9 protein-coding genes, 3 pseudogenes and 1 other annotated feature are annotated in these 13,342 nt (G+C 56.2%); of the genes and pseudogenes, 4 read left to right on the top strand and 8 right to left on the bottom strand.

Features of this window, described 5'->3' with window-relative positions; all coding sequences use genetic code 11:
• Positions 1-96: 96 nt before the first annotated feature.
• Positions 97-540: a pseudoazurin gene (locus ADU59_RS28290; RefSeq protein WP_068958994.1), complete on the top strand. Its 444-nt coding sequence runs from the start codon at positions 97-99 to the stop codon at positions 538-540.
• 23 nt (positions 541-563) lie between these two features.
• Here the strand turns inward: ADU59_RS28290 and ADU59_RS31280 are convergent.
• Positions 564-821 (bottom strand): annotated as a pseudogene (locus tag ADU59_RS31280) (IS1595 family transposase); the annotation flags it as partial.
• Between the two features lie 266 nt (positions 822-1,087).
• Here ADU59_RS31280 and ADU59_RS29845 point away from each other — a divergent pair.
• Positions 1,088-2,066, top strand: a pseudogene (locus tag ADU59_RS29845) (IS3 family transposase); the annotation flags it as partial.
• Positions 1,369-1,485, top strand: a sequence feature (AL1L pseudoknot). (Overlaps the previous pseudogene by 117 nt.)
• Positions 2,067-2,320: 254 nt before the next feature.
• On the opposite strand, the gene ADU59_RS28270 reads toward ADU59_RS29845, so the two are convergent.
• The 6 genes from ADU59_RS28270 to ADU59_RS28245 are packed head-to-tail and all read right to left on the bottom strand — an operon-like array spanning position 2,321 to position 9,176.
• The gene (locus tag ADU59_RS28270) at positions 2,321-3,280 is read right to left on the bottom strand and encodes a glycoside hydrolase family 26 protein (RefSeq protein ID WP_068958987.1); all 960 of its coding nucleotides are present in this window, start codon (positions 3,278-3,280) and stop codon (positions 2,321-2,323) included.
• Between the two features lies 1 nt (position 3,281).
• Positions 3,282-3,809: a DUF995 domain-containing protein gene (locus ADU59_RS28265; RefSeq protein WP_068958986.1), complete on the bottom strand. Its 528-nt coding sequence runs from the start codon at positions 3,807-3,809 to the stop codon at positions 3,282-3,284.
• The gene (locus ADU59_RS28260; RefSeq protein WP_068958984.1) at positions 3,802-5,265 is read right to left on the bottom strand and encodes a UDP-glucose dehydrogenase family protein; all 1,464 of its coding nucleotides are present in this window, start codon (positions 5,263-5,265) and stop codon (positions 3,802-3,804) included. The genes ADU59_RS28265 and ADU59_RS28260 overlap by 8 nt, the downstream gene beginning before the upstream one ends.
• Positions 5,266-5,297: 32 nt before the next feature.
• Positions 5,298-7,160, bottom strand: coding sequence for a glycosyltransferase family 2 protein (locus tag ADU59_RS28255; RefSeq protein ID WP_068958982.1), 1,863 nt, complete (start codon positions 7,158-7,160; stop codon positions 5,298-5,300).
• The gene (gene galE / locus ADU59_RS28250) at positions 7,144-8,136 is read right to left on the bottom strand and encodes a UDP-glucose 4-epimerase GalE (protein ID WP_068958980.1); all 993 of its coding nucleotides are present in this window, start codon (positions 8,134-8,136) and stop codon (positions 7,144-7,146) included. Before galE ends, ADU59_RS28255 begins: the two co-directional genes overlap by 17 nt.
• An 11-nt stretch (positions 8,137-8,147) precedes the next feature.
• On the bottom strand, positions 8,148-9,176 hold the full coding sequence (locus tag ADU59_RS28245; protein WP_425332065.1) for a UDP-glucuronic acid decarboxylase family protein: 1,029 nt from the start codon (positions 9,174-9,176) through the stop codon (positions 8,148-8,150).
• A 1,194-nt stretch (positions 9,177-10,370) separates the two neighbouring features.
• Here ADU59_RS28245 and ADU59_RS28240 point away from each other — a divergent pair.
• Positions 10,371-11,255 carry a glycoside hydrolase family 26 protein gene (locus ADU59_RS28240; protein WP_068958978.1) on the top strand — a complete coding sequence of 295 codons (885 nt, stop codon included), beginning with the start codon at positions 10,371-10,373 and terminating at the stop codon, positions 11,253-11,255.
• Positions 11,256-11,327: 72 nt separating this feature from the next.
• On the opposite strand, the gene ADU59_RS28235 is transcribed toward ADU59_RS28240, so the two are convergent.
• Entirely contained in the window at positions 11,328-12,914 is a 1,587-nt protein-coding gene (locus ADU59_RS28235) for an ArnT family glycosyltransferase (protein WP_068958976.1), read from the bottom strand.
• A gap of 102 nt (positions 12,915-13,016) precedes the next feature.
• Between ADU59_RS28235 and ADU59_RS28230 the strand changes: the two are divergent.
• Positions 13,017-13,342: pseudogene (locus tag ADU59_RS28230) on the top strand (adenylate/guanylate cyclase domain-containing protein); the annotation flags it as partial.

The raw sequence follows: 13,342 nt of genomic DNA, 5'->3' as shown, positions 1-13,342 counted from the left end.
CTTGTATCCTACGATACATACTTGTTTCGTAGGATACAAGATGCTATTGCGCCGTCGAGGACGTCGAATGTCGACGGGGTTCAAGGAGGAAAGAGCATGAGGATCGTTCGCACATTGGCTTTCGCAACCGCGTTGCTGGCCGGCATGAACGCCGCGTGGGCCGAGACGCATGAGGTTCGCATGTTGAACCGCGGCGAGACGGGCGCCATGGTTTTCGAGCCGGCCTTCCTGCAGATCGCCCCCGGCGATACCGTCCGTTTCGTCGCGGCCGAGCCGGGGCACAACGCGGAAAGCATCAAGGATCTGATCCCCGAGGGCGCCAAGCCCTTCAAAGGACGCGTCAACGAGGAGATCGAGGTCACCTTCGATATCGAGGGCGCCTACGCCTACAAATGCGCTCCACATTTTTCGATGGGAATGGTCGGGCTGATCGTTGTGGGCAAGAACCTGGCCAATCTCGACGCCTTCGCCAAGGTCAGGATGCCCGCACGCGCGCAGGCCCGATACACCGCCTGGCTTGCAGGGCTGCAGCAGCAGTAACTGCCGTCGATCGTTCCGCCAACGCGGCCGACGCCTGCGGCGGAACCCGGAGTGACATCTGCTTGTCGCTGAACAATCGCCACGACCGGCGTCTTCAGCGTTTTCGCTTGCCCCTTGCGGCCTCTTCCGAGCGATGAATCATCGGGATGCTTTCGTGGTCCGCCACCAAGATAGAAAGGGGCAATCTCTACCGTGCCGTCGAGCATGTTTTCGCGCACCACCATGAGACGCAGCGCATGGCCGATCCGCCAGGCCATGGGTTGGCTTACACCGAGCATCTCGGGGCCGGAACAAAAACTGCTCGAAATCATACGGTAGGCATGAACGAAAAATGAATCTGAGGCTGATCGCGCCATTGCCGTTGAAGTTCGTAGCGGTCTGAAGCTGCTGCCGGCGAAGCGTGGCAGTTCGTCCCATGAATAGATGCCAGTCAAATTGATGTGTTTCCAACTCAACGGCAAAGCATACTTGAGCATGTCATTAGGAATGATGCTTGAACCGCGCCGGGTTTGCCGGAGGCTCCAACTTCTGAGAAAGTGGAGCCGATATGAGCAAGACAGCGAACAAATTTTCACCGGAAGTGCGCGCCCGAGCAATGCAGATGGTTTTGGATCACCAAGGCGAATATTCGTCGCGATGGGCGGCGGCTTCCTCGATCGCTGCCAAGATCGGCTGCACGCCACAGACGCTCAATGAATGGGTAAAGAAGGCGGAAGTGGACGATGGCTCCCGGCCTGGACTCCCAAGCGACGTGGCCGAGAAGATGAAGGTGCTTGAGCGGGAGAACCGCGAGCTTCGTCAGGCCAAAGAGATATTGCGCAAAGCGTCTGCATATTTCGCGATGGCGGAACTCGACCGCCCATTGAAGCGATGATTTCCTTCATCGACGAACACCGGTCGGTGTTCGGGGTCGAGCCGATCTGCAGGGTGCTGCCGATTGCCCCGTCAACCTATTATGAGAACGTTGCCAAACGCCTGGACGTGGAACGCCTGTCGATCCGCGCCCGCAGCGACGTTGCCTTCAAGATCGAGATACGCCGTGTCTTCGAAGAGAACTTCCTCGTCTACGTGGCCTTGGTCATTGACGCCTTCGCCCGCCGGATCGTCGGCTGGTGGGTGAGTCGGACGGCGCATGCTGGGCTCGTCCTCGATGCCTTGGGCAGGCGCTTCATGAGCGGCGCCCCGTTCATGTCGGCGGCCTCTCGTCCATCACTCGGACAGAGGCGTGCAATACGTGTCCATTCGCTATTCCGAGCGGTTGGCCGAGGCGGGAATCGAGCCTTCCGTCGGAAGCGTCGGCGACAGCTACGACAACGCCCTCGCCGAAACGATCAACGGTCTCTACAAGGCCGAGGTCATCCACCGGCGCGGACCATGGCGCAGCTTCGAAGCGGTTGAATTCGCCCCCCTGGAATGGGTCGACTGGTTCAACCATCGACGGCTTCTGGAGCCCATCGGAAGCATCCCGCCAGCCGAAAGCCGAGGAGCAGCATTACGCCATGCTGGACGAACCAGCCATGGCTGCATACCTTAAACCAAACGGCCTCCGGCAAACCCGGCGCGGTTCAAGGGTGTCATTCCAGCATCCCAATCTCGAGCAATTCAGAACCAGATCGAGCGACTGCAGCGCAGGCTCCGCAAGACGCTCGCCAAGATGACGGTGGAAGGCGGAATCCTCAAGGAAGTCTTTGACCAAATCGCCAATATCGCCCTGAATATGCTTGGGCTTGTCTGCGAATATGCCCGACGCAAGCGCGCCGAGCCTATTCGCAGGCCGGATTTAGTTGCCAGACGCGGCAGGCTTTACGCGCCAATTCGGCCGACCGAGTCCGAAGGGCCAGGCATGGACGTCGCGGTCGTTGAAATAGACGACTTCCTTGAGATCTGGAAACTTGGCGTCCTTGGCAGTCGCCGTTTGTATCCACGGCTGCATGTAGGTGACATCGCCTTCATAACCCAGTTCCGCCACCCAGATTGGTTTTTTGAACGACATCACGCGTTCATAGCCCGGTTGCAATGCCTGAGTGAAAGTCTTGGGCGCGCCATAGGCCCTTACGTCATATTCCTGCAGGCCAAAAACCGAGAGACCGACAAGATCGACATAGTTGTCACCGGGGTAGTATTTCTCCAGGCCCTCCAGCCCTTTTGGAGACCACATGATCTGGACCGTCGGGGTGTCTCTGCGGAATTGTTCGGCAACTTTCTTATAGGCACTGATGTAGTCCTGTGCCGGCCAGTTGGACCACGAGAAGCGGCCGGATTTATCTTCCATTTCCTGGCCCCAGCGAATGATGACGGGGCTCTTCAAGGTCTTCACGACATCGGAAATCGCCTTGACGTTCGCGTCGTAATCCCCAGCCAGTACCTTCCGGCGCAACTCGTCGGAACTAAGCCGCCAACCTTCATTCCAGGACCACGGTTCGATAGTGATCAGCAGCTTGCGGTTCCGCTGCATGGCGTAATTGTCGGCCACAGTCAGGGTCGTCAGATCGACGTCTTCCCAAGGGAGAAAGAGAGCTTCGGTTTCGACACCATTTTGAGCTCCGAAATCACCATAGGGGTCATAAGCGCCGAATTTGGTCGCGTTTGCGTGGAGGATCGGCCGCTTGTCGGCCGCGGTTGTGTTCGTGCCGGCATCCTGAGCATAGGCGGGCCACAGGGCTGCGCCGGCGAGGATGGGTGTGACGGGCATCAGCAAAAGTGCGCCTCCCGCCATTGTTCTGACAAGTCTGTGTTTCATTTCAACCTCCTTGGCTGGCCGAAACAGTCAAGCTCTTCTTGAGTCTGTCCATGTTCGGTGAAATCGTGTCTTCTTTTACGAGCTTTGCATATTCATCTTCAGGCTTGGATTTGTAAGTCTTGAAGATGTACCAGTCTCCATTGGGTTCGCGCCGTTGATAGATCGTGCCACGATCGCGAACATGCAGGAAACAGGTATTGGCCGGCGCGCTGCCTTCCCGGGTGACCCACACGGCCACCAGACAAAGACGTCCGTTGTTGTCGATTTTCCATCTGCCCTCGGCAAATGTCGCTTTGCCCGGCCTCTCGGAGAAAGCGACCAAGCGCCGACCCTTGCCAATGAAGCGGGCGCCGCCCGCAGACCACTTCCAGGTTTTATCGCTATATATCTGGCGCAGTTCGTGAGCAGTTACTGGAACGGTTTTCTTCGGTAGTATGTTCGGCTGAGCAAGCACCGTAGTCGGCAGTATTCCGATCAATATGGCACCAGCCGAAAGCGCTATGGTGCAAATTCTTGCGGCTTTATTCATGGTCAAGATCCTCTCTGACACTTACGGTAACTGGTTCGGTAAAACTGGAATGAGGGAGGTTGCGGATACCGTTGCGCGCCTCAACGCTAGGCGGGGTATAGTTGATGCGGCGCTTGAGTCTGATGACGCTATTTTCGGGCGCGCGCTTGGCGGGATGGCCGACGCGCTCGACCGTGAATCCGTATCTATTAACCAGCGTATCGATGTCATAAACACCACGGAGGTCGAGAAGCACACGCCGCTTCATTGTCGCACCCAGCCGTTTGAAGTCGAGATTTTGAAGGCACTGCCAGTCTGTCATCAGGACAATCGCATCAGCGCCCTCCGCACATTCATAAGGGTTGCTGGAAAAGGTCACGCCGCGCAGCAGCATATGAGCATTCTTCATCCCCCTGGGATCGAATGCGCGCACATTTGCACCTGCGCTTTGCAGCGCGTGGATGAGCGTCAGCGACGGGGCGTCGCGCATATCATCAGTCCCTGCCTTGAATGTCAGACCGAGGACGGCGATCTTCTTGAACTGCAGGGGTTCGCCCAACAATGCTCTCAGCCGATTTCCAAGGGTGCGCTTGCGTGATGTATTGGAGGCGATCGTTTCTTCGACAAGGCGCAAGGAAATCCCGTACTCCTGGGCGGTACGCAGGAGCGCCATCGTGTCTTTTGGAAAACAAGAGCCGCCATAACCAGGACCGGCTTTCAGGAACGCCGCACCAATGCGCTTGTCCATCCCCATTCCTATCGCGATTTCATCGATATTTGCACCGACTTTCTCGCAAAGGTCGGCCATTTCGTTGATGAAGGCGATCTTCGTGGCAAGGAACGCGTTGGCCGCATATTTGATAAGCTCTGCACTGCGGCGCGTCGTGATGATCATCGGCACCCCGCTCTCAACGAGCGGGCGGTAAAGTGCGAGAAGCAGAGCCTTTGCCCGGTCGCTATCGCAGCCGAGAACAACACGGTCTGGCTTGTTGAAATCGGCGATTGCCGAACCTTCGCGCAAAAACTCAGGATTTGACGCAACCTCGAAGTCTGCGTCGGGCCGAGCGGAGCGCATCAACGCCTCGAGCCTTTCACTGGTGCCGACCGGGACGGTTGATTTGGTGACGATCAACGCCGGTCCGCACAAGGCCAGAGCAGTCTGTTGGGCCGCCTTCAAGACACACGACAGGTCCGCATCGCCGTCATGGCCACTTGAAGGGGTCCCGACAGCGATGAAGAGGACGTCTATGTCACGAACTGCGCGCTTGAGATCGGTCGTGAACTGAAGCTGCCCTGACCGCAGATTTGATTCCACGAGATTGGTGAGACCGGGCTCGAAAATCGCGACCTCGCCGCGATTGAGCGCATCGATCCGGGTCTGATCTATATCAACACAAATTACCTGATGTCCCCAGGCGGCGAAGCACGCTCCACTCACGAGACCGACATAACCTGTTCCAATAATTGCGATTTTCATTTGGTCATCTCCTCCATCAGTTTATTATTTCGTTATGAAATCCCATGCCATCTGATCTTGAACCGCGTGATCTTGACCTGAGACCCCCCTTGGCCCGCACCTGCGACGGCGAAGTGTGTTTCGGTGAATGTGATAACGTTTTGTCCGTAGGCGACCGCTTCCAGGCCATGGTTACCACGCGAATAAATCGCGTTGGCGGTCACGGCTAGGCACATCACCAGGGCTGCCGCCGCGGCAAGGCCTCTCTTTGATGTAGATACTGACGAAAGGGCATTTTCCCGGGCGTGGCCGATGACTATGACGGCGAGGACGGTGCAATAGATGATCGAATTGACGATCGCGAAGAGGTAGTAACCTTGAGCTGAGCCTGGGTTGGAAGCAAGCAACGCTGCTGCCGACGAAGAAACAGACATCAGCATATAAGGAACGAGCACCCGGAGCGGTGGGAACGCGGCGAACTTGCCATCCTTCGGCGTAATCCGGAAGTCCACGAAGGAGCCTGTGATCTGGTCCCGCATTGCAAACAAAGAGCCGGCGAGCGACCATGGCCAGCGTGCAAGGAGAAATACAGCCGATTCCCAGCCGAGAACCTTGGCATCGTGAGGCCTGAACGCACCAGTCGATCGCCAGTAGAAAGCCAGCCCGATCAGCACAAATGACAAAGGCAGGATATGCGCGAGAAAATCCGGATACGTCACATTGACGAAATTACGGCCCGTCGCCAGCGCTATGATCGGCAACAGGAACATCGCCGCCATGAACAGCGAGAACAGCGGATACCAAAGTTGCGAGAACAGGAATTGAAACTGAAGCTTGCCTGACAGGCTTGGCACATAATCCTTCGAATAACGAAGCAAGATCGTGACAAGGCTTCGCGACCACTGGAATTCCTGGATGGCAAGATCGGCGAAGGTTCTGGGCCCTTCGCCATGAGCAATTGCATCGATAGCGTGAACGCCTTTCCAGCCCCCGGCATTCATCAGCAGCGTGGTCGAATGATCTTCCGCCAGTTCAGGACCGAGACCGCCGATTTGTTTCAGCGCCGCGGTTCGCACAGCATAATGCGAACCGATGCAGAGCGGTGCCCAACCGTTATTATAGGCGATCTGCAGGCAGCCATGCATACTGGCTTCGGCCTGAAGCCGGCCCCGTGCCGCCCAGCTTTGCGATGCGTTGGAATCGCAGATACTCGGAGCCGATACGTAGCCCACGGCTGAATCTGCGAATGGCCGCATGATTTCCCGCAGATAGGTCCGGTCCGGCACATGGTCCGCGTCGAACTGGGCAACAAAGTCGTATCGGGCATATCCGTAGTGATCGTAGAAATAGGCGAGATTGCCTTCCTTGCAGCGTGTACGCCGCGGCCAGGTCTTGCAATGATAGGCGTCTACCCCCTGCCGCGTCGAAATGAAGATGCCGTGGCGGGCACACCATGTAATCGTCGCGGGATCCGGCGCCTCGTCCGCCAGCCAGACGTCGTAGTCATAGCCAAGCTGTTCAAGCATAGCATTGAGTGTTTTTCGAACAACCTCGAACGGCTCTGAAGGCGCCTTGGTAACAACCAGTGCAATGCGCCCTGGGACGCATTGCTTGAGAATGTGCCGGGGCTTCCGGCTGCCGGCGAACAGATAGATGAAATAAGCCGGGAGCAGCGTTATCCACGCCATGATCAGGCTTAAAGCGACAAACGGCACGACCGCGATGATGTGCCCGGACCTGAACCACCATTGCCAGAACCAGAGTAATCCCCCCAGCCATGCGATAGCACCCGCGAAATACGCAATGCGCCGTTCGCCCGAGAATACCGGAACCAGCAGTTCGGGCAGCCTGCGTCCTTCAACGCGCTGTCGCGTGCGGTTCGATCGGATCGGGGATGGCTCACGCCAGAATGTCATTAGCCACCTCCAGTCCGAAAGTCGGAGCAGCGGTACGAATAATCGTTTCGATGTCCGAGAAACGGGGGGTGAAATGCAATTCTGACTGGGCGACCGTGAAATCGGAATAAAGCGCGGGCGGATCGCCCTCCCGCCGTGCTTCGCGACGAACGGGGACGCGGCGCTGCGTGAGCCGTTCGATCGTGTCGATAATCTGTTGTACGGACGTGCCCTGGCCGGAGCCCAGATTGGCCACCATGTTTTTGCCGCCAGCGATCAGATGCTGGACCGCCGACACATGTGCCTGAGCGAGATCCGTGACATGGACATAGTCGCGAATACATGTGCCGTCCGGTGTATCATAGTCATCGCCGAAGACGATCAACTCGGAGATTCTGCCTGCCGCGGCCATAAGGGCGCGAGGAATGAGATGGGTTTCCGGGTCGTGCCTCTCCCGAAGCTCGCCATCGATATCCGCGCCAGCCGCATTGAAATAGCGCAGTGCCACATAGCGGAGACTGTATGCCGAAGCGTAGTCCTTCAGCATCATTTCGCCGATCAGCTTCGTGCGCCCATAGGGATTTATGGGAACCTGTGGACTACCCTCGGCAATGGGTAGTTTGGTCGGAATTCCATAGGTGGCGCAACTGCTTGAAAAAACGATATTTCTAAGTTTGACTTCTATGCATGTGTCAAGCAGCGAGAGGATTCCGGCAACATTGTTATTGTAATATTTGCGTGGATCGACTGTAGATTCCCCCACATAGGCCGATGCGGCGAAATGTATGACGCAGACGGGTTGCCAAAGTTTGATCGCATGTTTCAGCTGGTCGCGGTCGTGTACGTCGCCTCGAACCAACGGCCCCCATTTTGCATTCTCTTTGTTGCCGGTCGAGAGGTTGTCAAAGGCAACAGGCGTGAAGCCTGACTGATGCAAAAGCTTGCATGTCTGACTGCCGATATAGCCAACTCCACCGGTGACCAGAACAGTGTCCATCGCCGTGCCTTTCAGTTGCCCGCTGCGGCATGTCGCAGCGCGAGGTCGAAATAGGCGATAGTCGAGAGAAGGCCGTCCTCGACATCGACATATGGGCGCCAGCCAAGCTGCACGGCCGCTCGGCTAACGTCCGGCCGGCGTTGCTGGGGGTCATCAACGGCGGGAAGGAGATGAACGATCGGGGACTTCGAATTGGTGAGACGAATGATGCGCTCGGCCAAGTCGATCACGGTCAGTTCCGTCGGGTTGCCGAGATTGATCGGCCCGGTTACCGCGTCGGATGTGTCCAGAAACTTCCTGAACCCGCCGATCAGATTGTCGACGTAGCAGAACGAGCGCGTTTGCAATCCGGATCCATAGATCGTGATTGGTTCGTTGCGCAGGGCCTGAACGATGAAATTCGATATGACGCGCCCATCATCGGGACGCATGCGCGGCCCATAGGTATTGAAAATGCGGGCGACCTTGATCTTGAGGCCATAAAGGCGGTGGTAGTCGAAAAACAGAGTCTCCGCACAGCGCTTTCCTTCGTCATAACAGGCGCGAGGTCCTATGGTGCTGACATTGCCGAAGTAGTCCTCGCGCTGTGGCGACACCAGCGGATCGCCATAAACCTCTGAGGTCGATGCCTGGACAATGACCGCATCGCGGCGGCGGGCAAGTTCCAACAGGTTTCGCGCACCGACGACGTTGGTGAAGAGGGTACCGATTGGATCAGCCTGATAGGCGGGAGGCGAAGCCGGGCTCGCAAAATTGAAGATCGCGTCAACCTTGACATTGAGCGGCGTCCGCACGTCGTGTCGCCGGAAAATGAAGTTCGACAGATCGAGCAGGTGCTTGATGTTTTCGATGCGTCCCGTCGAAAGGTTATCAACGCATATGACCTCGTAGTTTGCCGTCAACAGCGATTCACACAGGTGAGAGCCCAAAAAACCGGCGCCACCGGTAACAAGTATTTTCTTGAGAAAATTACTCCTATTACTAGGAAATTGGAGAATATTTTCAGTAGTAGATTTTTTCCGATTGCCCATTCTCGCCATGTCTCAACCTCCCGCATGGACCACAAAAAACCAAATGCCGAACGCAGAACCCCCAAAATTCCACGGAAATAGAAGCGCAATCTCGCGATACTCCGGATGGAGCGCGAAAGCGGGGTGGATTCAGTGATGTTTGTGAATGGAAAAGTCAGATCGCAGAGCTCGATCCGATTAAGTAAAAAATGGTTATCTATACGTTAAATTTAATTATGCTCTTGATTGTGACAGGAGTCAAAGAGGATTTAATCGCTTCTTAAACGTCGAAAAACCACACGTTTTCAGCGCAAGAAAGGAGCGCAACAGGCTAACGCCGCGATGAAATTTACTTAAAATGCAATAATAATACTTTAGGTATAGGCACGTGTGCGCCACGCGTGAGGAAGTAACAGCGCGGATACGGAGCTAGATTCCTGTGGGAGGCCTAATGAAAGAGGTTGCGAATATACGTTTATTCTGCCTATAGGAATTTGCGTTGTGCCAAAACTGCGCAGACGACCTGACTGGCTACAATGATCGAAATTGCTTCACTATGTTCGCAGATCATCTAATTGAATGATTTCTAATAAATCGATTATTAAGGCCCCGGTGAGATACTGACATGCGAGACAGGAATTGATCATGAGTGAGGCAAGAATGCATTCGAAAGATGTTGAGACATGCGTAAGTTTTGCGTCAGCAATCGCACAACTTCACAGAGTTTCGTGTGCCGTGGCTGTTGGTCTGGCTTCCCTGTTGGTCGCTTGTTCTTCTGGAGCACCCCTTGAGCTGACATCAGCAGTTCCTTATCACTCCCCCAAGAAGATCGATCAGAGCGTGGCAGCAACCAAGCCTTACCAGACGGGAACAAGAGTCGCCTCCATGGAAACGACGAGATACGTTGCAAGCCTGAGAACCGATACCCGCACCGTTGCCTATGGTCGCGGACCGTATATCTGTTCACCCAGCGGTTTTGGCCAAACATCCCGCTGCTTCCTTCGCTGAAGGTCCAGCTAACATTCCGGAGAAGACTATGCCTTGCGCGCACAAATCGTGCCGGCAAGGCGTAGCGTCGTTGCGGGGCTTCCTATGACTGCATTGTGCTCGCCCCCTGAGAAATGCTGGTCCTATGTGAAAGCATGTTTTTTCGTGTTGGCGCTTTCAATTGCGTTAGGCGCAGCCGACGGAGAGGCATCCGAAACTGGATCGCCGTTGGTAGATATGACTGCGAAGACGGGTGCAGTCGATGCCCGCGCTGTCCCCATCGCCCACGCGGCGAACCCGGTGATCCTGGGCGTCTACGATCCTCACTCCATGGTCAAAGGCAGCGACAACTTCCAGATCGAGCATGTTTTCGTTGCCTGGCAGGCGCCGGATAAACGTGCGCTGGATCGTAAGATCAAAAGCGCCATTCGCGACGACCGTGCCTTGATGATCTCGGTCGAGCCCTTCACGCATGCGGCGGATTGGCGCGAAGGAGGCGATCACCTGTTCCAGGACATAGAGGACGGGCGCTTCGATTCCGAGATCGAGTGGATTTGCAACGAGGTTCACGACATCCACAAACCGGTGTACATGCGCTGGGGTCACGAAATGGAAGACGTGGATGGCCGCTACCCTTGGGCGCGCAATGATCCGGAAGGCTATCGCAAGGCCTTCGCGTATTTCGTGTCGCGCTGCCGCACGATCTTGCCGGAGGCACGCTACGTGTGGTCACCGAAGGGACATAAGAACCTTGAAGCCTATTATCCCGGCGACGAATTCGTCGATATCGTCGGAATTCCCATCTGGGGTCTCGAAAAGATGGACATTGATTACTGGAGTCGTCGCCGGCGTTTCAGCGAAACGGTCGAGGAGAAATACGAGCGCGTGCAGCAGTTTCGCAAGCCGGTGATGATAGCGGAACTCGGTGTTTCCGGGAGCAGGACCTACAAGCAAGGCTGGTACGCGGAAATTTTCAATTCGCCGGAATATAAAACGCAGTTCCCGTTGCTGCAGACGATCCTATTCTTCAACGATAAGGAACCTTACAGCTGGCCCATGGGATATGGCTCGCCGGATTGGCGTTTTGACCCTAAAACACTCGCGGCGCTGGTTCAGCGCTAGCGCAATAGAGCAGCGCAAACATGCATTGTTCCAGAAATTGCGCGCCCAAAGCCGAAATCTCTTTTCTCGCGACTATCTCGATAAAATGATAGCCGGCGGCGTGAGGCGATAAATCAGCATGGTTTCATCATCGACAACACGATCGGCTGTCTTGTCCAGATGCGCAATGAGACCTTTGTTGTATTTGATTAGCTCGCGTCCTTTCGAGTCTCGGGCGTTTTTCGCTATGCCGAACCAAGCCGCGTTTTGTGTTCGCAGCGTCTCGAGTACGTTGATCGCGTCGCCGTCTTCGAGAAGCACCGACCAATCGCTCATCCCTCCGCCGGGCGGAAAAACCCATCCGCGGCGTCTGCTGTAATACACAGCGATTGGATCGCCGATCGTGGTCGAAACCGCAACGACTAGGTCACCCGGCTTGCTAACGGAACTCAGCCGCTCACCGAGTTCATGACCAGATTGCGCATAGGGCGTCTTCATCAATCGGAGCCCGGGAAGAGTTCCGCCAATAATCACGACGCCGACAATGGCCGCCAGTCGCAGCCAGCGTGATCGCGAGCCCGAAGGAAGGTCGCCGCCAATTGCGCTCAACAGGACGAGCCCTCGGCCAGCCAATGCCGCAACCGGCACGCTGAAGATATGAAAGTTCCACGGATTGGTTTTGATCTCACGCGCGGCGAAGAAATAGACCAAAGTAGCGCCGGCGAACCATATATGAAAAAGCCACGGGGCCTTGCCGCGTGCCAGATGGGACGTGGTCGGCGGCGTAACCAGCAGCGCGATCCCGACAAGCATGAGGACCGGTAAGGTGAAGAGCCAGTTGCCGGCTATCTTCCAGGTGGCGGGCAGATAAAAAGCCTCGTTGAAGAATTTAAGCAGCCCGTCGTCCCACAGATAACCGCTACCGGCCACATGATAAGGCGGATAGTTCGCCCCGACATAGAGCGCCCATCGGTAGTAGCCCAGGATCAGTGTCCCGGCGATCAGCGCGACCGGTACGATGTGAAAGATGCGGCGCAGATTAAGCTTATTTCTCGTCTGGAGAATTGAAAATGTCGCATAGGTCATCGGAACGACCACGGCAACACCAGGTAGCTTGGCGAGCACGCCCAACGTCGTAATCAAACCCGAGAGTACCAAAAGACCAGGTTGGTCATCCTGCAGGTAGGCGACATACAGCCAGGTACCGGTGATGACTAGAGACAGCATCGCGGGATCGGGAAGAAACGACTGGTCGATAAAAACAGCGCCCGGCATGACAGCAAGCAGAAAGGCGCCGGCGTGCGCATGGGTGTCGTCCCAAATGCGACCGAGCAATCTGTGCAGTGCGAAGACACCCCACACTCCGAAAACAACAGCCACCAAGCATCCTAGCCAGTCGTGCCAGCCAAACACGGTGTAAAGCAGCGCGGTAATATAGGAAATTATCTGGAGTTCGCGGCCCTGATAGGCGGGGCCTGGCCCGGTCCAGCTTACCTCCGGAAAAAAGATGTTCCAGCTGCGCGCATAGAAATTGTCCGCCATCATGGCCGTGCTTGCCTCACGCCAACTAAAGGCATCCACCAGGGGTTGCTGTACCTCATGGAGTCGAAACAAAGCGGCGAGCACCAGTATCGCAGCCAGAACTGCGAAATTGCGTTGCCCGATCCGGAACTCCGGCATTGTTTCCTCCTGAACCGCACCGGGTTTGCCGAAAGCTGTTCGATTTAGATTATGCGTCCGGGGCCGGTTCGTCCAGCGTGGCGCAATATTGCTCCTCTGCTTCAGCTGAAGCTTGGCGGCGAGCGGCGGACACTGACGATCCTGTTTTGCGACGTGCGTGGCTTCACCACGATTTCCGAGGCCCTGAAGGACGATCCCGAACAGCTGACGACGCTGATCAACCGGCTGCTGACGCCGCTTTCCGAGATCGTGCTGGAAAGCGGCGGCACCATCGACAAATATATCGGCGATTGCCTGATGGCGTTCTGGAACGCACCGCTCGACGACCCGCGCCATGCCAGCCACGCCGTCGGTGCGGCGCTTCGCATGCTGGATGCAATCGACCATCTGAATGCGGAGCTTGGCCAGGAAGCGGCAGCCCTTGGCAC

The organism is Pararhizobium polonicum (assembly GCF_001687365.1).
Lineage (GTDB): Bacteria > Pseudomonadota > Alphaproteobacteria > Rhizobiales > Rhizobiaceae > Pararhizobium > Pararhizobium polonicum.
This window is presented reverse-complemented; position numbering and strand designations above follow the sequence as displayed.